The 25,118-nt window shown below is 73.9% G+C and carries 26 protein-coding genes; 12 read left to right on the top strand and 14 right to left on the bottom strand.

The annotated features are described in order from the left end of the window. Positions 1-191 precede the first annotated feature (191 nt). The 11 genes from VF746_09885 to VF746_09835 all read left to right on the top strand — a co-directional run bounded on the left by VF746_09885 (position 192) and on the right by VF746_09835 (position 5,246). Positions 192-437 (top strand): hypothetical protein, encoded by a 246-nt coding sequence (locus VF746_09885; protein HEX8692719.1) that lies wholly within the window; start codon positions 192-194, stop codon positions 435-437. A 55-nt stretch (positions 438-492) separates the two neighbouring features. Next, positions 493-684, top strand: coding sequence for a hypothetical protein (locus tag VF746_09880; protein ID HEX8692718.1), 192 nt, complete (start codon positions 493-495; stop codon positions 682-684). A gap of 31 nt (positions 685-715) precedes the next feature. Beyond that, positions 716-931 (top strand): hypothetical protein, encoded by a 216-nt coding sequence (locus VF746_09875; GenBank protein ID HEX8692717.1) that lies wholly within the window; start codon positions 716-718, stop codon positions 929-931. 67 nt (positions 932-998) lie between these two features. Then, on the top strand, positions 999-1,217 hold the full coding sequence (locus VF746_09870) for a hypothetical protein (protein HEX8692716.1): 219 nt from the start codon (positions 999-1,001) through the stop codon (positions 1,215-1,217). Positions 1,218-1,284: 67 nt separating this feature from the next. After that, on the top strand, positions 1,285-1,437 hold the full coding sequence (locus VF746_09865; protein ID HEX8692715.1) for a hypothetical protein: 153 nt from the start codon (positions 1,285-1,287) through the stop codon (positions 1,435-1,437). A gap of 22 nt (positions 1,438-1,459) precedes the next feature. Then, complete coding sequence (locus tag VF746_09860) at positions 1,460-1,639, top strand: hypothetical protein (protein HEX8692714.1); 180 nt, start codon at positions 1,460-1,462, stop codon at positions 1,637-1,639. Between the two features lie 99 nt (positions 1,640-1,738). Then, positions 1,739-1,990 (top strand): hypothetical protein, encoded by a 252-nt coding sequence (locus tag VF746_09855; protein HEX8692713.1) that lies wholly within the window; start codon positions 1,739-1,741, stop codon positions 1,988-1,990. 236 nt (positions 1,991-2,226) lie between these two features. After that, entirely contained in the window at positions 2,227-2,493 is a 267-nt protein-coding gene (locus tag VF746_09850; GenBank protein ID HEX8692712.1) for a hypothetical protein, read from the top strand. Between the two features lie 67 nt (positions 2,494-2,560). Next, complete coding sequence (locus VF746_09845) at positions 2,561-2,806, top strand: hypothetical protein (protein ID HEX8692711.1); 246 nt, start codon at positions 2,561-2,563, stop codon at positions 2,804-2,806. Between the two features lie 184 nt (positions 2,807-2,990). Further along, a complete protein-coding gene (locus VF746_09840; protein ID HEX8692710.1) occupies positions 2,991-3,758 on the top strand; it encodes an SDR family oxidoreductase in 768 nt (255 codons plus the stop codon). 231 nt (positions 3,759-3,989) lie between these two features. Further along, a complete protein-coding gene (locus VF746_09835; protein ID HEX8692709.1) occupies positions 3,990-5,246 on the top strand; it encodes a hypothetical protein in 1,257 nt (418 codons plus the stop codon). A gap of 85 nt (positions 5,247-5,331) precedes the next feature. On the opposite strand, the gene VF746_09830 is transcribed toward VF746_09835, so the two are convergent. From VF746_09830 to VF746_09765, 14 genes are all read right to left on the bottom strand, one after another. Then, positions 5,332-6,156, bottom strand: coding sequence for an AraC family transcriptional regulator (locus tag VF746_09830; protein ID HEX8692708.1), 825 nt, complete (start codon positions 6,154-6,156; stop codon positions 5,332-5,334). An 87-nt stretch (positions 6,157-6,243) separates the two neighbouring features. After that, entirely contained in the window at positions 6,244-6,777 is a 534-nt protein-coding gene (locus tag VF746_09825) for a peroxidase-related enzyme (GenBank protein ID HEX8692707.1), read from the bottom strand. 67 nt (positions 6,778-6,844) lie between these two features. After that, positions 6,845-7,294, bottom strand: a complete 450-nt coding sequence (locus VF746_09820; GenBank protein ID HEX8692706.1) for an acyl-CoA thioesterase — start codon at positions 7,292-7,294, stop codon at positions 6,845-6,847. A gap of 18 nt (positions 7,295-7,312) precedes the next feature. Further along, positions 7,313-7,600, bottom strand: coding sequence for a YciI family protein (locus tag VF746_09815; protein HEX8692705.1), 288 nt, complete (start codon positions 7,598-7,600; stop codon positions 7,313-7,315). A gap of 54 nt (positions 7,601-7,654) precedes the next feature. Continuing rightward, on the bottom strand, positions 7,655-8,890 hold the full coding sequence (locus tag VF746_09810; protein ID HEX8692704.1) for a hypothetical protein: 1,236 nt from the start codon (positions 8,888-8,890) through the stop codon (positions 7,655-7,657). A gap of 54 nt (positions 8,891-8,944) precedes the next feature. Beyond that, a complete protein-coding gene (locus VF746_09805) occupies positions 8,945-15,103 on the bottom strand; it encodes an SDR family NAD(P)-dependent oxidoreductase (GenBank protein HEX8692703.1) in 6,159 nt (2,052 codons plus the stop codon). Next, positions 15,100-16,092, bottom strand: a complete 993-nt coding sequence (locus VF746_09800; GenBank protein ID HEX8692702.1) for a hypothetical protein — start codon at positions 16,090-16,092, stop codon at positions 15,100-15,102. Before VF746_09800 ends, VF746_09805 begins: the two co-directional genes overlap by 4 nt. Further along, complete coding sequence (locus VF746_09795) at positions 16,089-18,080, bottom strand: CRTAC1 family protein (protein ID HEX8692701.1); 1,992 nt, start codon at positions 18,078-18,080, stop codon at positions 16,089-16,091. Before VF746_09795 ends, VF746_09800 begins: the two co-directional genes overlap by 4 nt. Then, entirely contained in the window at positions 18,077-19,021 is a 945-nt protein-coding gene (locus VF746_09790) for a DUF1702 family protein (GenBank protein ID HEX8692700.1), read from the bottom strand. The genes VF746_09795 and VF746_09790 overlap by 4 nt, the downstream gene beginning before the upstream one ends. Positions 19,022-19,791: 770 nt before the next feature. After that, positions 19,792-20,829, bottom strand: coding sequence for a sigma 54-interacting transcriptional regulator (locus VF746_09785; protein HEX8692699.1), 1,038 nt, complete (start codon positions 20,827-20,829; stop codon positions 19,792-19,794). A 502-nt stretch (positions 20,830-21,331) separates the two neighbouring features. After that, a complete protein-coding gene (locus tag VF746_09780) occupies positions 21,332-21,697 on the bottom strand; it encodes an AbrB/MazE/SpoVT family DNA-binding domain-containing protein (protein HEX8692698.1) in 366 nt (121 codons plus the stop codon). 61 nt (positions 21,698-21,758) lie between these two features. Continuing rightward, a complete protein-coding gene (locus VF746_09775; GenBank protein HEX8692697.1) occupies positions 21,759-22,304 on the bottom strand; it encodes a DinB family protein in 546 nt (181 codons plus the stop codon). A 66-nt stretch (positions 22,305-22,370) separates the two neighbouring features. Continuing rightward, positions 22,371-22,631, bottom strand: a complete 261-nt coding sequence (locus tag VF746_09770; GenBank protein HEX8692696.1) for a hypothetical protein — start codon at positions 22,629-22,631, stop codon at positions 22,371-22,373. Beyond that, a complete protein-coding gene (locus tag VF746_09765; protein HEX8692695.1) occupies positions 22,628-23,677 on the bottom strand; it encodes a heme o synthase in 1,050 nt (349 codons plus the stop codon). Before VF746_09765 ends, VF746_09770 begins: the two co-directional genes overlap by 4 nt. A gap of 256 nt (positions 23,678-23,933) precedes the next feature. Here VF746_09765 and VF746_09760 point away from each other — a divergent pair, with 256 nt between their 5' ends. After that, a complete protein-coding gene (locus VF746_09760) occupies positions 23,934-24,914 on the top strand; it encodes a COX15/CtaA family protein (GenBank protein HEX8692694.1) in 981 nt (326 codons plus the stop codon). Positions 24,915-25,118: the final 204 nt, after the last annotated feature.

The following is a 25,118-nucleotide window of genomic DNA, read 5'->3' as shown; positions in this document are numbered from 1 at the left end:
CGGCACCTGCGCGGGCGAGACCTGCGAGGGCGCCACCTGCTTCACCTCGTGCGGCAGCGGCGCCCCGCCCCACTGCACCTGCCCCGTCTACTGGACGAACGACGAGGGGTGCGCGGTGTGAGGCCGGCGCGGCGGCGCGCGGCGTGAACGCACCGCGGCCCCGCGTCCATGTCCGACCAGAGGAGGCACCGATGACCAAGCTCAGGCTGAGGCTCGACGAGCTGTCGGTGGAGTCGTTCCCCACCACGGCGGACGCGGGGCCGCCGCGGGGGACGGTGCGGGGCGCCGAGGACGACGCCTCGCTGGTGCGCACGGCCTGCGGCACCTGCGCGGGCGAGACCTGCGAGGGCGCCACCTGCTTCACCTCGTGCGGCGGCGCGGCCCCGCCCGAGTGCACCTGCCCCGCCCCGGGGACGAACGACGACCGGTGCGTGTGAGGCGCCGCACGGGGGCTGATGCACGAGGGTCAACACTCAGCCAGGGGAGGTCCGCATGGTGAAGCTGAGACTGAAGCTGGACGAGCTGTCGGTGGAGTCGTTCCCGACCGATCCGGACGGAGAGGCGGAGAAGGGGACGGTGCTCGCCCAGGAGCTCCCGCCCTCGTACCCGCGCACGGCGTGCGGGAAAACGTGCATCGAGACCTGCCTGACGGTCTGTACCTGCCCGGGGGTCCGGGAGGAGTAGCGCGTCACCATTCTCAACCAGGGAGGAAGACATGAAGAAGCTGAACCTGAAGCTCGACGAGCTGGCGGTGGAGTCGTTCCCCACCACCATCGAGCCGGTGGTCGAGAGAGGGACCGTGCACGGGGCCATGGCCACCAGGACGGGCAACTGCGCCACCTGCAACGGCCCCAGCTGCTACACCTCGTGCCGCGCCGAGGACGGCCTGATCTACGACCAGCAGTGCACCTGCCCCGTCGGCACCGTCTGAGCCGGACACGGGCGGCGCGGCGGCCCGTCCGCCGCGCCGCCGCGCCTCTCGCCAGGGGAGGAGCGCGATGAAGAAGCTGAGCCTGAAGCTGGACGAGCTGGCGGTGGAGTCGTTCCCCACCAGCCCGGACCCGGACGGCGAGGCGGGAACGGTGCTCGCGGCCATGGCGGCGACGCTGCGCACGGCCCAGTGCGGCAGCTGCCAGGGCGCCAGCTGCTTCACCTCGTGCCGTGCCGAGGACGTCCTGGTCTGGGACCAGCAGTGCACCTGCCCGCCGCCGGCCTGAGCGCGGGCGGGCACCGCAGGCCGGGCGCTCCGGCCCGCGGCGCGAGCGGCACCGGAAGGAGGACTCGATGGAGAAGAAGCTGAGGCTCGATCTGGAGAAGCTGGCCGTGGAGTCGCACGACACCTCACCGGCCGCGACCGCGCCCGCCGACCCGGGCGTGGCGCCGGACGCCGCCACGCGCATCACCTCGTGCACCCCACCGCCGTACTGCACCTGCTGAAGAACGGAGACGAGCCGAGACCATGAAGAAGCTGACGCTGGACATCGAGCGGCTGCGCGTGGAGTCGTTCGCCACCGAGCCCGCCGTGGAGGCGCGCGGGACCGTGCACGGCCACGCGCCCACGCAGGCGACGCGCCCCACCTGCGGCACCGTCTGCACCGGCACGCAGCCGGTGGTCTCCTGCTACGACCCGTGCGGCTGAGCGCACGGACGGCCCGGCCCCGCGCACCCGCCCGGCGCGCGGGGCCGGGGCCCTTCCACCGCGGCGAGCGCGCCGCCGCACCCACCCGGGAGACGCCCCATGAAGAAGCTGAGGCTGGACGTCGATGCGCTGCGGGTCGAGTCGTTCGCCACCGCGCGAGGCGGCGAGCCCGCCGGCACGGTCCACGGGTTCAACCACACCCGGAACAACCACGAGACCTGCGGCTTCCAGAACACGTGCGTGGCCGAGCTGACGTGCTACCAGACCTGCGGCGACACCTGCAAGTGCGCCGTCACGCAGCCCGAGGTCTCCTGCCTGTACGAGTGCACCGACCCCACGACGACCGTCTAGCGGCGCAGGGGGACGATGGAGACGGCGAAACGTCCCGCGCGCACCGGATCCTGCAACTTTCCGCGCGGGCGGAGCGTCAGAACCTCCGCGCTCGCGCGTTGTCTCGATGCGCCCTCGGTCTCGACGCGCCATCCGGAAAGCAGGCCCCGCTCTCTCCACCGCCGCTCCCGCAGCCTGGCGCACCGTCCCGGCAGATCCGCCGGCGGACATCCCGTCCTTTCAGTGGAGATCGTTCCATGAAGAAGCTCACGCTCGACGTCGACGCCCTGCAGGTGGAGTCCTTCACGACCGAGACCGCGGCCCGCGGGCGCGGGGGCACCGTCCACGCGCACAACCACACCCGCGGCGGCCACCTCACCTGCGGCGGCACCTGTGGCGGCGGCAACACCTGCGACTGTCCGATCACCGCCGAAGTGACCTGCCTGGAGCCCTGCGGCACCACGCTGTGCGGCGACACCTCGACGTGCGGAGGCGAGGAGAGCGTCTGCATCTGCTCCGCCTGACCCGTCTCCCGCGGCCCGGGGGACCCCCCCGGGCCGCATCTCTTCCCGTTCCACGATGGAGAAGGCCATGAAGAAGCTCACGCTGAACCTCGAGGCGCTCGCGGTGGAGTCGTTCGCCACGGACGACGCGGAGCGCGGCGCGAAGGGCACCGTCCACGCGCACAACCACACCCGCGGCGGCCACGTCACCTGCGGCGGCACCTGCGACGCCGCCAACACCTGCGACTGCCAGATCACCTCCCCCGTGAGCTGCCTGGAGACGCAGTGCAACGACACCTTCTGCGGCCCGGTGCTCACCGACGACACCTGCTGAGCGGGTCCCGGCGGACGGTCCCGCGGCCCGGGGGAGCACCTTCCCCCGGGCCGCGGCTTCGTTTCCCGGGCCGGTTTCCCTTCCCCGCGCCCGCGTGTTAGCTTCGAGGCCGCACCGGCAGTCTCGTCAGGCACACGGCGGAGCGGCCCGGGGGACGGCTATGGACCTGGGGATCAGGGATCGCGTGGCGATCGTGACCGGCGCCAGCATGGGGCTGGGCAGGGCGGTCGCGCGGGAGCTGGCGCGCGAGCGGGCGCGGGTGGTGATCGCCGCGCGCAACGAGGCGCGGCTGCGCGCCGCGGCCGAGGAGCTCCGCCGGGAGACGGGCGGGCAGGTGATCCCGGTGCGCGCGGACGTGACCGACCCCGACGACGTGGAGGCGCTCGTCGAGGAGACGGTGGACCGCTGGGGGACGGTGGAGATCGCCGTCGCCAACGCGGGCGGGCCGCCGGGGACGCGCTTCGAGACCACCGGCGCCGAGGAGTACGAGAAGGCGCTCCGGCTGAACCTGATGAGCACCGTGCGGCTGGCGCAGGAGGTGATGCCGCACATGAAGGCGCGTCGCTGGGGGCGCTTCGTCGCGCTCACCTCGGTCTCGGTCAAGCAGCCGCTCCCGGGGCTCATCCTCTCCAACACGGCCCGGACCGGCGTGGTGGGCTTCGTGAAGACGCTGGCCACGGAGATGGCGCCCTTCGGCGTGCTCTGCAACGTGGTGGCGCCCGGCTACATGCGCACCGGGCGCGTGGAGGACCTGGCCCGCGAGCGCGCGGCGCACGAAGACCGCGAAGCGGACGAGATCCTGGAGGAGATGGCCGCGCGCATCCCCCTGCAGCGCATGGGCGAGCCCGAGGAGCTGGCCGCGATGGTCGCCTTCCTGGCCTCCGAGCGCGCCAGCTACGTCACCGGGACGACGATCCAGGTGGACGGCGGGTTCGTGCAGGGACTGCTATAGAAGAAGTGCGTGAGTGCGTGAGTGCGCACGATCCGCGTGGGGGCGAGGCCTGCCTCGTCCGGCGGAACTTGTGGTGTGCCAAGGAGGTACGGGTCGCGCGAATCGCGATCCCGGGAGTCCGCGAAGGCGGACTTCGTGCTGTCGTAGCCCCGGGTTTCAACCCGGGGGACGGGGGCGACGCCCGACCGCGACCGTCCGCATCCCGGATATGTTTCTGCCCCGGTTGTCCGAGTGAAGTTCCCGTTCCGCACCATCCCCGCCGCCATGCCGCTCCTCTGCGCGACCGCCCTGGCCGCGCAGACCGAGAAGCCCGCGCAGCCGCCGGCGCCCGCACCCGCGCCGGCACCCGTCCAGCCCGCGCCGAACCCGGCTCCCGATTCGTCCCGGCCGGCGCCGCAGACCTCGCCCGCACCGCCGACCACGACACCGCCCGTCGCGACGCAGCCCGCGCAGCCGCCCGCGCCCGCGGCGACGCAGTCCCCGCAGACGCCGCCTCCGGCCGCGCCCGCGCAGGCCGCGGCCCAGGCGCAGGCGGCGCGGCACACGGCGCCGGGGCGGGCGGGGCTGCCGAGCGTGGCTCCGGTGACCCGGCTGGACGGGTGCACCATCCGCGACATCACGAAGCTGGGGCGCAACCCCACGCCGGCGGAGCTGCGCTGCCGCTACGGGGCAAAGGGGCCGGGGCGCTTCGGGCTGCTGTCGTACCTGGACGTGCCCGTCTACCAGCCCAGGACGCCGCAGCCGGGCACCCACGTGGTGGGCGTGCCGGGGATGCCGCGCCCTCGGCCGCGCGAGACGTACGAGGAATGGGAGTGGCGCGTCCTGCGCACCAACTACGGCCCCGGGGTGCGCAGCGTCCACCGCGGATTGGAGATGGCGGACCCGGTGTTCGCCTCGAAGCTGCTGCGCCTGGAGCGGCTGCTGCGCGAGCGCGGCGTGCGCGCCTCGCGCCGCGAGACCTTCCGCACGGCCGAGCGGCAGGCGTTCATCTTCCAGCAGGGCCGCTCGCGCCCGGGGCCGATCGCCACCACCACGCTCACCTCGTGGCACAACCGCGTGGACCGGCTGGGCCGCGCCGCCGCCCGCGCCGCCGACTACGACGTCTCGCCCGGCCAGCTCCCGCGCTTCCACGCCCTGGCCGACTCGGTGGGGCTGCTGACGTACGGCGCCGACTCCAACGACCCCGGCCACGTCTACCTCCCCGACACCGACGCGGCCACGGGGATGGAGCTGGCCGTGCTGCGCCTGGTCCCCCAGGTCCCCTACGTCACCCTGGAGACGGGCCGCCCGGTCGACGACGCGCCGATCCCCGGGATGCCGAACCACTGGCGCGAGCTCACCGCCGAGTTCATCGCCCGCCCGCGCCCCTTCCCCGGGCTGGACCCCGTGGTCCCGCCGCTCCCGGCGCTCCGCGAGCCGCCTCCCCCGCCGCCACCGCCTCCTCCCCCACCACCCGCCCCGGAGCCGCGCCGGCGCCGGCGGGGATGACGGCGGTAGGCGGCCGGCACGAAAGGGATCGCCCGCGCTCCGGTGCAGCGCGGGCGATCTTCGTTTGCGCCACGCACCGCCTCGTTCAGCCGGCGGTGGTGCGCGCTTCCTCGGCCCCGGCGCCGGCCAGCAGCACGGGGAGGGAAATCAGGATCGGCGGATCGATCGGGCGCGGGGGGCGGAGCGCCAGGCGCACCGGGCCGGACGCGCGTCCGTCGCGCACCAGCACGGGGCCGGCGGCGGCGCGCAGTGCGTCGTCGTGCAGGAGCGCGTCGGCGGACGGGACCCCGTCGAGGCCGGCCGCCAGCACGTGCCAGCGCCCGTCGGGGAGGCCTCCCATGCGGAACTCGCCGGGGCCGGCCAGGACGGCGCAGGCCGCGGGGCGCCCGCGCGGGATCGCCTCGGGGAAGGCGCCGACGAACACCATCCCGCCGAACCCCCCCGGCGCGTCGACCCTGCCGCCGACCGTGGCGCCGGAGGCTGGCCGCGATTCCACTCCCTCGCCGTCCAGCACGGGACGCGGGACGCCGCCGCTCGCGAAGCGCCGCAGGCGGTACGGCGGGAGCCCCACGTCGCTGGCGAAGTGGCGGGTGAACGAGCCGATGCTGGTGTAGCCCACCTCGTAGCACACGCGGGTGACGCTGAAGCGCGTGGTGAGCAGCAGCCGCTTGGCCGTCTCCAGCCGTAGCGCCGCCAGGAAGCGGCACGGCGGCAGCCCCGTGACCTCGCGGAAGAAGCGGTTGAAGTGGTACGGGCTGGAGAGCGCCGCCCGCGCGATCGTCTCCAGCGGGAGCGGCTCGCCCAGGCGCTCGCGCATCGCCTGGACGGCGCGCTCCACGGCGCGGACGCGCGCGGCGGCGGTGCGCTCGCGGCAGCGTGGCTCGGGGGCGACGGCGAGGGGTGGAGTCATGGCTCCTCTGGTCCTGAGTGCGAAGTGCTAAGTCCTGAGTGCCGAGTGCCAAGTCCTGAGTGCTTTAGTGTCTTAGTCCTTAGTGGTTCAGCGGGCGCCGTAGCCCGAGGCGGCCAGGTGCGCGCCGATGCCGTCCAGTTCCTCCTCGCCGGGGACGAGCGTCGCCAGGCCGTCCACGTAGCGGTTGTACATGCAGAAGGCGGCGGCGATCAGCACCGTGTCGTGGATCTCCTGGTCGGTGGCGCCCTCGGCGCGCGCGGCGGCTACCTCCTCCTCGCTCACGCTGCGCCCGCCGCGCTGCACCCGCGCGGCGATGGCCAGCAGGGCGCGCATCTTCTCCGACACCGGCGCGGTGGAGGGGTCGGCGCGCACGGCTTCCACCACCGGCGCGTCGTCGCCCAGCAGGTGGCGCGCGGCCGCGGCGTGCGACCCCGCGCAGAACCGGCAGCCGTTCAGCGTGGAGACGTAGGTGGCGATCAGTTCGCGCTCGGCGGGCGTGAGCGTGGACGGGCGCCGCAGCACCACCTGCGCGAGCGCGTTCAGCGGCCGCGACGCCTCGGGGTCGAACTCGAACAGGCTGATGATGCCGGGAACGCCGTCCCGCACGGGAATGTGGGCCATGGTTTTCTCCTCTCGAACTGCTAGGGAACAGGGTACAGGGGACAGGGAACAGCCAGCACGTTATCACTCACGTCCCTCCAAACGGCCGTAGCGCCTCGCGCAGGGCGGCAGGGACGGGCGCGGGGACGTGGGCGGCGCCCTCGCGGCGCATGCACGCCACCCGCTGCTCGCCCCGCGCGACGGGCTCCTCGCCGTTCGCGGTGGCGCGGAAGTAGTCGAACGAGAGCAGGAGCCAGCTCTGCCCCTGCCCGGCGAGCCGCATCCGCACGATCACCTCGTCGAAGGGCGCTAGCTCGGCCAGGTAGCGGCAGCTCACCTCCGTCGTGACCAGCGCCAGCCCGCTCGCCAGGTCGTCCAGCACCGACGGCGCGTGGTCGCGCAGGAACAGCTCGCGGCAGCGCCCCTGCCAGCGCACGTGGTTGGCGTAGTAGACGTTGCCCACCAGGTTTGTCTCCTCGAACCCCACCACGTGGCGGTACTCATAGGCGTGCTCGTTCATCGTGCCGTAACGCGGCATGTGAGTTGAGCCTCGCGCTCACATTCCACTATCCACCATCAGACTGGCGTCGTACACCTCCCACGCGCGGATCTCGGTACGGCCGAGAGGAGACAGCGGGTTTGCAGCATTGATCTGCTCCGCCTCCTCTAAGGTCTCCGCCTCAACAAGTGTCAGTCCTCCGTCACCCGATGACCATGCGCCGCAGCCGAGCAACCGTCCTTCGCGCTTCAGTGCCCGCAGCCATTCGAGTAAGGCGGGAACTCGTGCGTCGAACTCCTCTGGAGTTGAAGTAAGCGTCCAGATTAGCGCATATACGGTTTTCATCCCGCATTCCCTCAACCAGTTGTTATCTGCGTTCCACCGGATGTCAGTAGCTCATCAAACCCGGAAGACCGACTCCTTCGGCTCTACCCGGAGCACCTGCCCAGGAAAGCCCTCGTAGTCGTCTCCAAAAATGGTGGTGAGCGTAGGTACCACCTTGTAATAGAGCGGCCCCCGCGGTGGGTTGGGATCCACCCATGCGTTCGCCGTGACACAACCGCTGACGTTCACCCAACTCCCAACGCCAAGGTCGGGGTCAGGGCTCCGGTACACGTGATAGTGGACAGAGGATTCGCTTGCAGAGGGATCGGCCGGCACCGGACGCCAGGTGAGCGAAACCGCCGGGAGATCACGCTCACCGGTAGCGGCGATGTACTCGTACTCGGTTGTATCAGCCCTGTGGGAGAGGAGGGCGCATTCTCCCAGCAGGTACGTGGTACCGTCAGTAATCCGAAGTACCGGGTCTCCCAGCGGGTCATCGGCATTGTAGTAGAGGATTTGATCCTGTGTATGGAGCCGCATCCCGTATGGTGGCCAATTGGTTACCCGGCCCACCTGGCAGGGGACGTCGCGAGAAACCAGCGAAAGAACCTCGTCCGTCGCCTTTATCCGTGTCTTCAAGATCATGCTGTTGTTGAGCTGCATTTTTGCTGGGAACTGAAAGCGACCGGCGCTCGCATCCAACGGGTGCATCCAGTCGTAGGGCAGCATCCGTTGATCCATGGTGATCGAAACCGCAATGTCGTCGTTCTCCCCATCCAAGATCAGTGCGGTGATCTTAACCTGCGACTCCCACACGCCGAGTTCCTTGTTGAAACTGGGAGCAAAGGACGAGCATGCGCTGCACTTCCGCGCTAAGATGTTCCCGGTCTTTCCCTCCAGCGGTCCCTTCGCGACCACCTCATAGCTGAACTCCAACTCGGTAACGCTGGCTGAGAAAACGGGACCTGCCGGTTGCGTATCGCTCTGCGACAGGTTGGGAATTGTGACTTCGGGCTCTGTTCCCAAGGCGACCACCAGTTCCGTGAACCGCGCAGGACCGAGCCCTTCCACTGTCTCCACCTGTGATAGACTTGAGAAACCACCAACACGCTCGCGCTCGGCTAAAATGTTACTCGCGAGCGCGAGTCCTCTTTCGCCCTCCCCCAACAGTTCGACAGCCCGGAAAAGTTCCTCCGCTGAGGGGATGGTGTTCAAATAATTGATCACGTTCTTGCTCACATCGTCGGGCACCGCGTCCGCCGCCAGCGTGCGAACAGTGGTCCAGTCGAATGGCTGATTTGTCTCACTCATGGCATCCTCTCTTTGTTGATTGGGTTACGAACTCCTGCAGGTTAACCTGACGCCTTACACCGAGACCGAGACGAAACCCGCTCCCTCGAACTGACGCACAACTCGCGTTGATTCATCCGAATTCTGGACCCACTGCTCGGCTCCACGGGTGTCTATCTGCGGGTTTCCCAGCACCGCCAGCACCATCGGCGCGGGAGATCCGTCGCGGCGGACGGGGCCGGCCCAGGTGGCGACGGCGAGGGCGCCGGAGCGCAGCAGCATCCAGCCGTCTTCCGCGATGGAGTCGAGGACGAGCGGCGCGTCTGGCGGGGCGCCGGCCTTCTTCAGCGACTCGGCGGCGGCCCAGACGCGGGTCGATGCCGTGTCGGCGTCCTCGCGCGCCTCGCCAGCGACGAGCGCGGCCAGGTCGGCGCGCGCGGGGCCCAGCAGGTCGCGCCAGGCGAGCGCCGGGCGCGGCGCGACGGGCTCCAGGTCGCAGCCGAGCGGGCCCGCCCCAGCGACGGCCAGCGTCAGCGCGCCCGCGTGCGCGGCGGAGACGGCGGTGTCGGACGCATCCACCTCGGGGCGCCCGTCCGGCCGGCGGCGCACGTCCGCGGCGGCGCCGAGCGCGCGGCGGACGGCGCCGTCGCTGCGGGCGCGCCGCTCCCCGTCTCCTCGATCCACCGCGACGGACACCACCAGGCCGGGGACCAGCTCGGCGATGCAGCGCTCGGCGTAGGGGCCCAGCAGCGCGGGCGGCCAGCCGTCTCCCGGCGCCAGCGGGGCGACGATCCGCAGGCGCAGCCCCTCCCACCGCTCGGCGAGGCGGCCGGCGGCGTCCGTCACCTCCAGGTCGTAGACCAGCTCGCTCCCCTCACGCGCCACCTCGCGCGCGGCGACCGTCCGCGCGCCGCCGCCGTTCGCGTCGAGCACCGCCAGCCGCGCGACGCCGACGGGGAGCACCTGCGCGTGGGGGATGCACGGCTGGATGGCGTGGATGGCCGCGTCGCGCGCGCCGGGGTCGCCCAGCACCAGCGCCGCCGGGAGCCACGCGCCGAACCAGGGCGCCACGCCGTCCGGCGCCACGTCCGCCACGCACGCGAACGCCTGCAGCCGGCGGTAGCGCGCCACCCGGCGGAAGCGCCCGCGGTGGAAGAGGATGCCCCCGTACAGCTCGCGCCCGGGGTCGAGCGGCACCACCGCGTCCCCGGCGCCATCCATCGCCCCCGCGCTCCGCGTCTCCTCCTCCGCGCCGAAGCGGCAGGTGGCGCGGAAGTGGTCGGCCGCGAAGCCGGTGGACGACGAGCGCAGGACGACGTCGACGCGACCGGGGGCGCGCGCCAGGGCGGCCACGCGCACGCGGACGCGCCCGCCGCCGGGGACGGCGACCGGCCGGTCGAAGCGCACGTCCTCGAACACCGGCGGCCGGTCCGCGCCGGCGAGCGCCATGGCGGCCTGCGCCATCGCCTCCAGCCCCATCACCGCGGGGAGGAGCCGCTCGCCGCCGAGCGCGTGGTCGTCGAGGTAGGGATCGGTGTCGGCGGAGAGCTCGGCCTCGGCGACCAGCTCCACGCCGGGGTAGTGGACGAGCGGGCGCTCCAGGAAGCGGCGCAACGGCAGTTCGCGCTCTTCCACCCGCAGCGTCGGCGGCGCGCCGAAGCGGCCCGCGACGACGACGGAGACGGGAGCGGACGGGCGCGCGAGGAGGCCGAGGAAGGCGCGCACGCCCTCGTCCGGGGTGACGGGGGAGACGCCGGCGCGCAGCAGGGCGTCCACGCGGCCCAGGCGCGCGCCCATCCCCACGTCGGCCCAGACGGACCACTCCAGCGTGCGGCAGCGGCACCCCGGGTGCGCGGCGGCGAAGCGCTCCACGCGGCGGCGCAGCCACTCGTTCGCCAGCGCGTACGCCCCCGAGCCGGCGAGGCCCATCCGCCCGATGATGGAGCCGAACGCGGCCAGCAGCTTCAGCCGGTCCGCGTCGAGCGCCGCCAGCACGTTCTCCAGCCCGGCCACCTTGGGCGCGAGCGTCGCCCGCAGCTCGTCTCCGTCCAGCGCGGAGAGGAGGCGCGGGACGTTGAGCGCCGCCCCGTGCAGCACGCCGGTGACCGGGCCCAGCGCCGCCTCCGCCTCGCGCACGGCGGCACGGACGGCGGCGGGGTCCGTCACGTCGGCGGACAGGTAGCGGCAGCGCACGCCCGCGGCGGCCACGCGCTCCAGGTTGGCGGCGAGCGCGGCGTCGTCCTCCGGCCGCGAGCGGCCCAGCAGCGCCAGCGCCGCCCCCGTCCGCCGCGCCAGCGCCAGCGCGCACTCCGCCGTGATCCCTTTCCCGCCGCCCGTCGCCAGCAGCACGTCGCCCGGCCCGAGCGGGAGATCGGCATCGTCCCCGTCCTCCATCACCCGGACGAACGGCTCCCACCGCCGCCCGTCCGCGTCGTAGCGCGCGTGGCGGAACCCGCGCGCGGACGCCGCCTCCGCCGCGACTCGCCCGGCCGCTTCGGGATCGCCCTCCGGGAGATCGACGACGCAGACCGCCGCGCCCGACTCCAGGTGCACCGTCCCGGCGAACGCGGACGCACCGCCGCTGTGCTGCGCGACGACGAAGCGCGCCGGGGCATCCGCGAGCGCGTGGGCGGCCTCAAGCAGCCGCAGTGCGTCGGAATCGTCCGGATCGGGAGGAAGATGGATGGCGATGCCGCCGCCCGGCGCCAGCCGGTCCAGCGCGTCCGCCAGCTCGCGCGCGAGCGGATCACCGTCCGGCGCCATGATCCGCCAATCGCCCGATCCGAAGTCGGCCGGCTTGGGGAGCGGGCGCTCGGCCCACTCGACGGCGAAGGGGCGCACCCAGGCGTCCACGCCGGCGGGCGGAGCGTCGTCGTCCGCGGCGGCGGAGGTGGCCTCCAGCTCGTCCAGCGCGCGGGCGACCTGCTCGACGGTGGCGGTGGCGTACTCGGTGGGCGCGGCGGGCGGGCGGCGGCCCAGGCGGCGCGAGGCCTCGGCCACCAGCTCGCCGACGATGATGGAGTTGAGGTGGAGGTCGCCCAGCAGCCGGTCCCCGTCGCGAACGGCGGCGGCGGGCAGCTCCGCGCGCCGCGCCACCAGCTCGCGCACCAGGTCGAGCGTGGAGCCGTTCTCCCCCGCCCCGCCGTTCCCGTTCGCCGGCGCGGCCAGCTCCTCCGGCGGGACCGGGGCGACGCGGAGCGCGGCCAGCTCGTCCGCTCCCTCCAGCGGCGGCGCCATCTCGCACGGGTTGACGAGGAAGCGCGGCGGACGCGAAAGGTCGATCGGCCGCGTGAAGCGCCCGTCGAACAGCGCCGCCGTGCGCACCGGCGCTCCCAGCGCGAAGGCGGCGCCCACCGCCGCGAGCAGTCCGCCGATGGACGGCCCGCCCGCGTCGAGCGCGATCACCGGCGCGTCCACGATCTCGGCCGCGAGGGCGGAGAGCGCGTGGCCGGGGCCGCACTCGATCCACAGGTCGGCGCGGCCGCGGACGGCGGTGAGGGCGTCTAGAAATAGCACTGGAGTTGTGATTTGGCGGACGAGCAGCGCGCGCAAGTCAGCATCGGGACTCAACATGCCTCCGCTCACCGTCGAGGCGACCGCGCGCACGAGGGGCATGAAACGTTCGCCCTGGAGGTGGCGGGCGAGCGGTTCCGCCGCGGGCGCCACCAGCGGCGAGTGGAAGGCGTGCGAGACGGCCAGCCTCCGCGCTTCGATCCCCCTCCCGCCCGCCCGCTCCGCCACCGTCTCGATGCTCGCGGCGTCTCCCGCGACGACGGTACGCGCCGGCGCGTTCACTCCGGCGACCACGGCGGAGGTGCCGGCGATCAGCCGCTCGGCCTCGCTTCGGCCGGCGGAGAGCGCGAGCATCGCCCCGGCCGGGCCGTCCAGCGCACCCATGGCCGCGCCGCGGACGGTGGCCGTGCGCAGCAGCGCGTCGAGCGGCATCGCGCCGGCCCAGTGCAGCGCCACCAGATCGCCCAGGCTGTGGCCGAGCCCGACCTCCGCCTCGATCCCCATCTCCCGCAGCAGCGCCAGCCCCGCCGCCGAGGCCGCCGCGATCGCCGGCTGCGCCACCTGCGTCGCCACGCCGTCGCCGGAGGACGGGTGCAGGAACCTGCACTCCTGAGGGTTGCCGGGCTCACGCTCGGACCCCGTCCGCAGATCCTTCGTCGCCGCCCCGGCACTCGTCACTCCGACGGTTTGGCGCGGCGGCTCCTCAGGATGACAGCCTTGGGGTTCGTGCCAATGAACAGAAACGCTGTCATCCTGAGGGCGCTGCTCCGAACCTGCGTCGGCACGGAACCCTGTGCGCCCGAAGGATCTGCGGGCGGGGACCGCCTCATCGCCCGCCCCACGCTCGGACCGGGGTTCACGCTCGTAAACGGCCTCCGAGGCCGCTGAATCGGCCCGCAAATACGCCGACTGGAAGACGGGGAAGCGGCGCCGCAGGAGACCGCCGCCCAGGTGCGCGGGCGAGCCCTGTCCGGGGAAGAGGAAGCCGATCCGCGGCGCCGAATCGCCCGTGCCCAGGCAGACGCCGGAGCGCGCGTCGATCCTGGTCTCCACGCCCTCCCCGATCCACCCGCGCAGCGCGTCCAGCCCGCGCGCGAGCTCCGCCGCCGTCGAGGCGACGACCGCCGCGCGCACGCGATCAGGCTCCAGCGCGCGGGCGAGCGCGGCGGACGCGTCTCCCAGCTCCGCGCGCGAGAGCGCCGCCGCGCGCGGGCGGAAGACTTCGATCTGCCGAACGAGGCCGTCGGGATCGGCGGCGGAGAAGAGGAACAGCTCGGCGTCCTGGCGCGAACGGGCGAGCGCGCGGGTGGCGGCGTCCAGCGCGCGGCGCGGCCCCGGCGCGATCCCCTCCATCACCACGTGCGCGTTGATCCCGCCGAATCCCATCGCGCTGACGGCGGCGCGCAGCGGAGCGCCCTCCGGCCACGGCTCGGCGTCCGCGAGCACGCGCAGCACCGGAGGATCCGACTCCAGCTCCGGGTGCGGCTCGCGGCAGCCGGCGGTGGGCGGGAGCACGCGGGCGTGCACGGCCATCGCCGCCTTGATGAATCCCGCGATCCCCGCCGCGGCCTTGGTGTGGCCGAAGATCGCCTTCACCGAGCCCACCGCCGCGCGGTCCCGCGCCCCCGCCGCGCGCCGCGCCGCCGAGAGCACGCGCAGCTCGGTGGCGTCGCCCACCTCCGTCCCGGTGCCGTGCCCCTCGAAGAGCGCCACCGCGTCGGGGCCGAAGCCGGCACGCGCGTACGCCCGCTCCAGCGCCAGGAGCTGCCCCTCCACCTCGGGCCGCGTCAGCCCGCCCGCGCCGTCCGTCGAGACGCCCCAGCCGCGCACCACGGCGTACGGCGCGCGCCTGAGCGCCACCGCGTCGCCGTGACGCATCAGCACCGCGAAGCCGCACCCCTCGCCGGGGATGAAGCCCGCCGAGCGCCGGTCGTAGACGCGCATCTCGCCGTCCGCCAGCGCCCCGGCGCGCGCGAACCCCACCAGCTCGAACGGGTCCAGGCTGAGGTCCACGCCGCCCGCCAGCACCACGTCCGCCTCCCCCGCCGCCAGCGCCGAGCACCCTTCGGTGATGGCGAGGAGCGACGACGCGCAGGCGCCGTCCACCGTCCATCCCCCGCCCTTGAGGTCGAAGTGGTTGCAGATCCGCCCCGCGATGGTGTTCGACAGCCCGCCCGCGAGCGTCTCGCCGCCGGGCGCCGGGAAGGGCGCCTTGAACGCCGCCTCGGCCGAGGCCAGGAGCCGCGCCAGCACGTCTCCCCCGATCCCCTCCGCGCGCAGCGACGCCGCCAGCACGCGACGCACGTACGGCCACCGCAGCCGGAGCGTCCCCGCGCGCGAGAACTCGCCGGTGAGCGAGTTGCCGACGAGGACCGCCGTCGTCCGGCGCGGGAGCCCGGCGCCGTCCGCGAAGCCGGCGTCGGCGAGCGCCTCGGCAGCCACCTCCAGCGCCAGCCAGTGCGCCGGGTCCGCCGCGCGGAACGACTCTCCCGAGACGCGGAAGCGCACACGGTCGAACTCCCACCCCTCCAGCACGGCCGCCTCGGTGGCGTAGGTGCGGTCTACCTCCGCGCGGCCGCCGCCGTAGTCGGCCAGCGACAGCCGCTCGGGCGGGATCGGGCGGAAGGCGCGCCGCTCGGCCAGCACGTTCTCCCACAGCTCGGCCGGCGTGCGCGCGTCGGGGTAGCGGCAGGCCAGGCCGACGACGGCGACGCTGCTCATGGCTCGCGCTCCGCCATCGCCACCCGGTCGCCCAGCGGGAGCACGGCGGCCGACCCCGCCCCCACCGGCCGCGGCACGGCGGCGGGAGACGGCACGCGCGCCCGCTCCGCCGCGGCGAGCCAGGCCCGCGCGCAGAGCACGCCGCCCCGCAGCGCGCAGACGATCGACAGCGCGAAGAAGAGCCCGAAGACGACGTGGAACTGCATCAGCGCGCAGTACGCCAGCGCCACGCCGGCGCCGAACGCCACCTGCGCGCGCGGCTCCGACGGCGTGGTGGCCGGGTCGGTGACCATGTAGAAGGTGAAGAGGATGAAGGCCACGCCCGTCATCGGCAGCAGCGCGGCGAGCGTCGCCGTCCCGTCCAGCTGCGTGCGGACCACGGCCTGCGCGGCGAAGACGGTGAGCCAGGCGGCGATCAGCGGCAGCCGCTTCGTGAAGCGCCAGTTCAGGAAGGTGCCCGAGCAGACGATGAGGGCCGGCAGCACCCAGTCGCCCGCGTCCAGCCGCTCGGTGAACTGGTACGGCGGCGCGATCCCCACCCAGGGGAAGAGGAGCAGCGTCGCGGTGATCCCGATGTTCGACGGGTTGAAGAAGTGCGGCGCGACGCCGCCCGGGGCGCGGAAGAGCGTCTTCGAGGCGATGGCCATCGACGCCGCGAAGGCGATCACCCACAGCCGGTCGCTGGCGTAGAGGAGCATCGCCACCGCCAGCCCGCTGATGTGCGCCGAGAGGAGGAAGTCGACGCGGCCCCGCAGCGGCCCTGCGAAGCGCGGCTTGCGGCGGTTGGCCCACGCGTCGATGCGGTCCAGCCCCAGCTCCGTGGCGTACGCGGCGGCGAGCGCCACCAGCGGCTGCAGGATCGACTGCTCGAAGCCGAACCAGCCGTGGCCCAGCACGTTGAGGACGGTGATGGCGACCGCGAAGCGCCGGAGTCCGCCCAGGCGCTCGGGGGAGCGGGCGGGGGCGGGGGCGGGGATCGGCGCGCTCATCGGGCACCTCCCCGGAGTGCGAAAGTGCGAGAGTGCGAAAGTGCGAGAGTGCGCGCGTCCGGTCTCCGGCCCAGGACGACGGTGTGCCGGCCGGGGAGGAGGGCGAGCGCTTCCCGGTGCACGCCGGCCGCGTCGCGCCAGGCGACCTCGACGCGCAGGGGGATGCCCGGCGGGTGGTCGCCCAGGCCGAAGTGCAGCTGCGGCGCGCGCTTCCCCGAGTGACCGTTGCCGCCGTCCACCTGCGCGACGAGCACGCGGCCGTCCGGGAGCGTCACCCGCGCGGATGCACCGAGCGCGGGATAGCCTTCTCCCGCGCGCGGCAGGCCGGGGCGCACCGTCGTCCGGGCCCGTCCGTCGACCGGGAAGAGGAGGTCGAGGACGAGGGAGGCGCCGGTTTCGGGAGACTGGTTTCGGTAGACGTAGGAGCGGTCCCACTGGTTGGCGGCCGCGAAGTCCAGCCGCCCGTCGCCGTCCACGTCGGCCACGGCGATGCCGCGCGTCACCTGCCGCTGGCCGACGCCGGCGCCCTCCGCCACGTCGTAGTAGCGCCCGTCCCGCGCGCGGGCGAAGAGCATCAGGTGCTGGCGGCCGCTCAGGTCGTCGCCGGGGCCGAAGCGGGGCCAGACGGCCGGGTGCGCCAGGAGCTGGTCGTTGCCCATCGCCAGCTCGTGCAGCTGCGGCCAGCGGTTGATGTCGCCGCGCAGGAAGCCCAGCGCCTGCAGCGCCTCGGGGACGCCGTCGTTGTCCAGGTCCGCCAGGCGCGAGTCCCACCCCCACCCGCTGCGCGAGAGCCCCAGCGCCTCGCTGCGGTCCGCGTACGGCGCCACGCCCTCCCGCATCCGCTCCGGGCGCCCCGTGCTCACCCAGGCGAAGTGGCTCTCCTCCAGCGCGTACTCGCCCGCGATGTTGCTGACGTACAGGTCCAGCAGCCCGTCGCCGTTCAGGTCGCCGAAGTCGACGCCCATCCCCTTGAACGAGTCGCGCCCCAGCACCTTGGAGTGCGGCGTCCCGATCCCCCTGCGCCCCTCCAGCACGGCGAAGCGCGGCCGCCCCGGCGCCGAGCGGTTGTGCAGCAGCCGGTCCGGCCCGAAGTCGTTGGCGAAGTAGATCTCGGGACGCAGGTCGCCGTCCAGGTCCGCCGCGCCGATCGCCAGCGTCCATCCCGTCGCCGTCCCCGGCGGCAGCGCGTCCGCCGCCTCGCGGAAGCGCCCCGGCGCGGCCCACAGCAGCACGCGGTTCTTCCCGCCGTTCGCCGAGCGCGACATGGAGGCCTGCATGTGCTCCGCTCCGCCGCCGCGCGCGTGCAGCACCCGCGCGCCGTCGGGGAAGTAGTTGCCGACCAGCAGGTCCGCGTGCCCGTCGCCGTCCACGTCCGCGAACGTCGCGGCGTTCGTGTACCAGCGCCCGGGAGACGGCATCACCTCCACCCGCTCGTACGCGTCCGCCGCCGGCGTGGAGGACGAGGCGCGGCGGAGGAAGGCGATCGGCGTGCGACCCCAGAAGTAGACCACCAGGTCCGCGCGCCCGTCCTCGTCCAGGTCGCCGGGGAGGCAGCCCATCGGCGCCGTCGTCGTGGCGTCGTACGGCAGCGGCGCGGGGTCGAGCGCGAAGCCGGGGTAGCGCGCCCCGCTCCCCGGCACCGGGGCCACGAAGACGCGGTCGGCGCGCACGTCCACCCAGCAGGCGTCGTTCGGCAGCCCGTCGCCGTCCAGGTCGTGCAGCGCCGCGGCGGCGCCGACGGACGAGATCCACCCCGCGAAGTGCGCCAGGTCCGGGTGCACCGCCCGGATCGTCCGCTCGGGCACCGCCTCGGGCGGCGGCAGCTCGGCGCGCGCGAAGGCGAAGCGCGCGGCCAGCTCGCGGCGCTCGGCGCCGGAGGGCTCGGGGAGGTGCGCCATCCCGTACAGCGCCAGGACGGCGGCGGCGGCGGCCAGGCGGCGCGCGTGGCGCCGGGCGAACGGCGGGATGGGTGCGGCGGGCGCGCTCATACTGCTGCGGGGGTGCGGAGGAAGCGGAGGCGGAGCCGGAGGCGCCACACCTCGTAGGCGGGCGCGTCGGGCGCGGGGTGCAGGTCGTGGAGGGTCTCGGTGGTGGCGGCCGCCGCCTCGTCCGCGCTCGCGCCGCAGAAGGCGCGGCAGGCGGCGTCGGTGTGCGGCGCGGGGTTGCCGGCGCGGGCGCGGGCCCCGGCGGCGAAGGCGGCTCCCTGCGCCAGCTCGGCGCGGAAGCGGGCGCCCGCGCGGCGCAGGACGTCGAAGGCGCCGGGGTCCGCCCCGCCCGCGTAGGTGCAGGCGAGCCCCACGCCCGACCACAGGTCCGCGCGGCGCCCGGCGGGGAAGCGCTCCAGCGTGGCGGCGATCGCCTGGGCGTCCGCGCCGTGGACGAACCAGAGCGCGCGCCCCAGCCCCTGGTCGAACGCCCGCCGCGCATAGCCCTCGAGGCGCCGGGGGACCTGGCAGTGGACGACCGTGCGCTCCGGGTGGAAGTAGCCCTCGTGGAAGCCGACGCCGTCCACCGCCAGCCAACGCAGCAGCGGGTCCATCCGCCCCAGCGCGCGCGCCCGGCCGAGGGGGATGCGGGCCAGCACCCAGCCGGCGCCGACGTGCGCCATGTAGGCGTGGCTGTCCGCTGGCCCCGCCACCCAGCGCGCGAAGCGTCCCCCGTTCCACGGCGCCAGCCGGTCCAGGAGCGCGAGCGCCATCGACGCGCCCTCGTAGGCGAAGCCGCGCCGCTCGGCCTCGACCGTCTCCAGCCGCCCGGCGAGCTCGTCGGGCCCGGGAGACTCCAGCGCGGTGTTGTAGCCGAAGAGGAAGGTGCGTCCCACCGCTTCCAGGCGGCGGCGCGCCGTGACGGACGCGGCGCGGAACCCGCGGCGCTCGAACGACGCCTCGTCGGGGGAGATGCGCAGGAGGAGCCTCGCCGCTCTGCTCATTGCGCTCGCGTAGCCGCCGGGGGGCGGGCTGGGGGTGGACGGGAGATGGAAGGCGGCCGCGCGAGCCGGTAGGTGCCTCCGCCGTCGTGCCGGATCACGGCGGAAAAGGGCGAAGACGCGGGCCGCGCCCTCCGCTCGCGGACGTCGATCCGCGGGCGGCGGGGGCGCGGCCCTAGGGGAAGTTGCATGCCCCGCCCGGGCGGCGGGGGGTGTACAGGCTGGCTAACTTCTTCGGGGAGCGGCGCTAAGGACGCGCCCGGCGGGATGGGCCGGACGCCGCGGATTGTAAAGCGCGCTGCACAGGTGCGGGCGGGCGCGGTGTGGGGTTTTTGCGCGCCGTCTCGCCTCGGCGCGCGCGGGGGCCCTCACCCGCCGCCTGAGAGCGGCAACCCTCTCCCAACTTCGGGAGAGGGTGGACTTTACGAGGCCCTGGGCACGGGAACGGGCGGTTCGTAGGGGCGAGGCCTGCCTCGACCGGCGGATCTCGGCCCGTGCGCGACAGGCGGCCACTCGCGCGGAGGCGACCAGTGCTCGGACTCGCAGGCTCGCCCCTACGGAACTCGTCGCCGCGACGGAGACCCGCGTGAGGGATGCGCGCCCGGAGGGCCGGGACCGTGGCGGCCGGGCAGTTTCGGCCGACGCGGGCCCGGCGCCGTTGGCCTGCGTTGTTTGCAGGCCTACGGCGCGCGCAGCCCGGCCCGGAGCGCAGCGGAGGGACACGCCCGAACAGTGTCGTTGCAGTTGAAGTCGCCGATCGAGAGCGCGACGGATCAGCGGGCTTCGCGCAGGAGGTCGTAGAAGCCGCGGCGGCTGATGCCGAGCAGGCGCGCGGCCTCGCTCTTGTTGCCGCCGGAGCGGCGCAGCGCCTCGGCCAGGTAGCGGCGGCGCAGGCGGCGGGTGGCCCCGGCCAGGTCCAGCCGCGCGCCGGCGGGTGAGGGCGCGGCGGCGGGCGGGGCCGCGGCGCGCACTTCGTCGGGGAGCAGGTGCAGGGGGAGGACGTCGCCGTCGGCGGGGAGGGCGAGGACCGTGGCGCGCTCGACGGCGTTCTCCAGCTCGCGCACGTTCCCCGGCCAGGGGTAGGCCTCCATGGCCTCCAGCGCGTCGAGCCCGGCGTCGCGGAAGCGGTGCGCGCCCGCGGCGGCGAAGCGCGCGAAGAAGTGGCGGCAGAGCGGCCCCAGGTCTTCGGGGCGCTCGCGCAGCGGCGGGATGCGCAGTTCCACCACGCGCAAGCGGTAGTAGAGGTCCTCGCGCAGCCGCCCGTCGCGCAGCGCCGCGGCCGGGTCCAGGTTCGAGGCGGCCACCACGCGCACGTCCAGCCGCACCGGGCGCAGGCTCCCCAGCCGCCGCGTGGTGCGGTCCTGCAGCGCGCGCAGCAGCTTGGCCTGCAGCAGCGGGGCGACCTCGGTGACCTCGTCCAGGAAGAGGGTGCCGCCGTTGGCCTGCTCGAAGAGCCCCGGCTTGGCCTCGACCGCGCCGGTGAAGGCGCCGCGGTCGTAGCCGAACAGCTCCGACTCGACCAGGCTGTCGGGGAGCGCGGCGCAGTTGATGGCCACGAACGGCCCGGCGGCGCGCGGCGAGTGCGCGTGCAGCCAGCGCGCCAGCACCTCTTTGCCGCACCCGCTCTCGCCGGTGATCAGCACCGACGCCGTCGAGGCCGCCACCCGCGCCGCCAGGGCGCGCAGCTCCTCGACCGCGGCCGACACCCCCACCAGCTCCAGCCCGCCGTTCGCGCCGCTCCCCCCGCCGTCGTTCATGGACGACGGGGACGGCGAGGCTTCGGCGCGGGCGGGGCGTCGCTGAGCCGGCATCGGGGGCGCTGCGGAGGGACCATCGCTTCCAAGAGGCGGGGAGGCCGCCGCCAGGGGGAATGAAGCCGAACGTCGCTACGGGGGAAACGCGGCCCGTCTCCCGGGGGACGCCCTTGGCAGGGGCGCCGGAAGACGGGCCAAAAATACGCGCCGTTCGTACTAGTACGTGCGGACTGCGCCGCCGTCAATCATTTTTGTGCTTTTGATGTCTCTTTATACACCGTGGACAGTCCACAGCGTATAACTTGCGTGTATTCTGCAAGTTAACGGCGATTACAGACCGGTGTTCCCGGTCCTGCCTTCCCCCAGAAAGCGTGAAGCGGACTGCACACCGCACCGTTCGGGTGCAGTTTTCCCGCCGAGCCGGGACGGTCTCGGTACTACAATGGGGCGGTGCGTCCCGGAGGGGCGGCAGGGCTAGAAAGGAAGGCTGGAAAACGGGACGGAATCACACACATGCAAAGTCCGGCAAAAAACTTTTCTCACGCAGAGTCAAGCAGAGTCAAGCAGAGGGTCCGCTAACTCTCTGCGTGAGGCCTGATGTTGATCCAGATTTGGTATTCGCGCCACCCGGCCCATCCCCCTTCAGTCGGTCGAGGTAGGCCTGTGCGTCCTCCGGCGCTTCTGTCCGCACGAAACGCCCCTCGCGGAAATCGGCTTCGGCCTCGGCGATGCGATTCTGCATCTCCGAATGGTGGAACCAGAGCTGGTCGCGAGGAAGCAGAGCCGCCGGCACAAGTTCGATGGTTCCATGCGGAGTCTTCGATAAAAGCAGGATGTTCGTGTCATCCCCATCGAGACCCAGTTCCCGGCGAACCTCTTTGGGAAAGGTGCCCCGGCCCCGCTTGTCCACGATCATGAACGCCATCGTTCTTCTCCGGTTGGGTAATGTCCGCGCACGGGTGCCGTAAACAAGCCGATCAAGAGCATCAACCACCGCGGGGGGCGATCTGGCGGCGGTGGTGCTCGAGGTGGACGGCGCAGAAGCGCAGGGCGCGGACGGCGTCGACCCCGCCGAAGTAGGGCGAGTGGACGCGGCCGCCGCCGTCGCGGCGCGCGCGGCCCAGCTCGGCCTCGAAGCGCTCGGCGGCGGCGCGCAGGCGGTCCAGCAGCGGGCCGCGGGGGCCGGGGGCGTCGCCCGGGCGGATTTCGCGGGGGGAGCGGGCGCGGAGGGGGAAGGTGCCGTGGAAGAGGATGTGGGGGAGGAGCACCCAGCGCAGCACGTTCTGCTTCCAGCGCGGTAGCCGGGGCGCCATCCGCTCGCCCGTGCGCACCTCCTTCAGCAGCGCCTCGTAGCTGAGCGCCAGGTGCTCGGCCACCTGCGCGCGGGTCCACTTCCCCGGCCCCCACGGCCGCGCCCACGCCTCGTCACCCAGCCGCCCGGCCGTGTCGAGGAAGGCGGCCAGCGCCACCCGGTGCTCGTCGAGCGCCTCTTCCCAGCGTCGGTCGGTGCGGGTCGGGGAAGCGGCGGGCACGTGCGGACCTCCGGGAAGCGCTTGGAGGATGAAGGGGCTGCGCGCCGGAGCGCGGGCGTCCGCGGTTCAGCGGGCGCGCAGCCAGGCGCAGATGCGCTCGGGATGCTCGGTGAGCTTCCACCCCTCGCGCGCCCAGCGGCGCACGCGCGCCTCCACCTCGTCCACCGGGGCCACCCCCTCGCTGCCGGGGGCCTCGTGGTCGCCCGGCCCCCACTCCCGGAAGGCGACGAGGCCCTCGGAGTCGGGACGGAAGAGGAGGAGGACGCGGCGGTCCTCGCCCGCGGGGTGCTCCGCGTGGAAGCCGAGGTTGTCGGGCGGGGTGGTCACGGCTGCGCGGCCGCGGCGACGATGTCGGGGCCCCGCAGCGGGATCGGGGCGTCGCCGCGCCCGCCCACGATGCCGTCCACCGCCATCGCCGCGAAGAGGAGCGCCAGGTACAGGAGCGAGCCGCGGTAGAGCGCCCAGGCGGGCTGCGTGTAGTTCTTCGCCCTGAGCACCCGCACCACGCCCGCCAGGAACCACGCGCCCAGCAGCGCGGCCGCCGCGGCGTACACCGGGCCCAGCCCGCCGTAGGTGACGGGCGCCAGGGTGATGGGCACCAGCAGCACGGTGTAGAAGAGCATCTGCCGCATGGTCTCGCGCTCGCCCCACACGTTGGGGGCCATGGGCACGCCCACGCGGCCGTAGTCCTTCTGCTTGACCAGCGCCAGCGCCCAGAAGTGCGGCGGGGTCCAGAAGAAGACGATCAGGAAGAGGTAGACGGCCGTGAGCGACACATGGCCCGTGGCCGCCGCCCACCCCACCAGCGGCGGGAAGGCGCCGGCCGCGCCGCCCACCACGATGTTCTGCGGCGAGGTGCGCTTGAGCCAGCGGGTGTAGACGAAGACGTAGTAGAGGAGCCCCGCCAGCGCCAACTCCGCCGAGAGCAGGTTCACCCGCAGCCAGAAGACCAGGAACGCGGCGGCGCCCAGCGCGACGCCGAACGCCAGCACGTGCCCGGGCGACATCCGCCCGCTGGGGATCGGGCGCAGCGCCGTGCGCGGCATGCGGGCGTCGATGTCGCGATCCATGTACATGTTGATCGCGTTCGCCCCGCCGGCCATCAGGTAGCCGCCCAGCATCGTCCACAGGAAGGCGCCCGCGTCGGGGAGCCGCCCCAGCGCGATCACCATCGGCGCCCAGGTGGTCACCAGCAGCAGGGAGATGATGCGCGGCTTGGTGAGCGTCACGTAGTCGAGCGCCCGCTGCCGCACGCCGCCCGCGCCGCGTAGCGCCGCGATCCCGGCGCGCTGCGTGGCGGTGGTGTGGGCGCCCTCGAGCGCCTCGCTGACCGCCGCGGGGTCGGCGGGGAAGATGGCCGTCGTGTCGAGCATCAAGGTCGTCCGGCGTTGCGTGCGGCCGCGCGCGGGCGCGGCGAAAGCGGCGCAAATATAACCCCCGCGCGTCTGTCCGCCACCCCGCGACCCGCGCGTGCGGAGGTTTCCCGACCGGCGCGCGGGGAATCTCCCCACGCCGGGAGAGGCGCGGGTGAAGAGCTTTCGCCGCAGGCACTTGCGCCGGGCGCCCGCGCGCGTGTATCGTCCCGCCCGTCCCCCGGCCGCCCCTCGACCCCGCAACGCGCGTTCCCGAATGGCTGCAGCCCCGCTCGCGACCGACCGCCGCCTGGCGCGCTACGCCTGGGCCGTCCTGGCTTGGCTGGTGGTGGTGGTGCTGTGGGGCGCGTTCGTGCGCGCCACCGGCTCGGGCGCGGGGTGCGGCCGCCACTGGCCGCGCTGCGACGGCGAGGTGATCCCGCGCCTGGCCTCGGTGGAGCAGGTGATCGAGTACACGCACCGGGCGACGAGCGGGCTGGCGGGGATCCTCGTCCTGGGCCTGCTCGCGTGGGCGTGGCGCGCGCTCCCCCGGCGGCACCCGGCGCGCGCCGGCGCGGCGGCGGCCACGGTGCTGCTGGTGATGGAGGCGCTGATCGGGGCCGGGCTGGTGAAGCTGGAGCTGGTGGCGGGCAACCAGTCGGCGGCGCGGGTCTGGTGGATGGCCGCGCACCTGGTGAACACCTTCCTCCTGCTGGGCGCCGTGGCGCTCACCGCCTGGTGGGCGTCCGGGGGCGCGCGCGTGCGCCTGCGCGGCCAGGGCGCGCTTGCCTGGGTGCTCGGCGCCGCCGTGGTGGCGACGATCCTGGTGGGCGTCACCGGCGCGGTGACGGCGCTCGGCGACACGCTCTTCCCCAAGACCGAGGTCGGCCTCGCGGTCGCCCCGGCGGCGCACTTCCTGGAGCGCCTGCGCGTGGTGCACCCGGTGGTCGCCATCCTCACCGGCGTCTACGTCGTCGCCGCCGGCGCCTTCGCCCGGAAGCTGCGGCCGGACGCGGCGACCGCGCGCCTGTCGCACCTCCTCGCCGCGCTCTTCGCCGCGCAGCTCGCCGCGGGCGCCGTCAACGTCGTCCTCCTGGCTCCCGTGTGGATGCAGCTCGTCCACCTGCTGCTGGCGGACGCGGTGTGGATCGCCCTGGTCTGCACGACAGCGTCGGCGCTGGCGGAACGGCCGGTGGCGGTGGCGGCGCGGGAGGTGGAGGCGGCGGATACAAGACCGGCCGCCGTCGTCGCGGGATAGGAATCCGGATCAGGATCGTCGTTCGACACTGCCTCCTTCGGCGCACCGCCTGAGTTCCCCGGGTTGATGCCGATTGAGAATCTGATCCGGTAATCGGGCTCGTAGGGGCGAGGCCTGCCTCGCCCGCTGCCTCTCGCAACACCAAAGCTCGTCGAAGCGGGCCGGGCATGTCGCCGCGTGATGGCCTTCGGCCATCCGGGCGAG

Origin of the sequence: Longimicrobium sp., assembly GCA_036389795.1 — a bacterium.
Taxonomy (GTDB): Bacteria; Gemmatimonadota; Gemmatimonadetes; order Longimicrobiales; family Longimicrobiaceae; genus Longimicrobium.
This window is presented reverse-complemented; position numbering and strand designations above follow the sequence as displayed.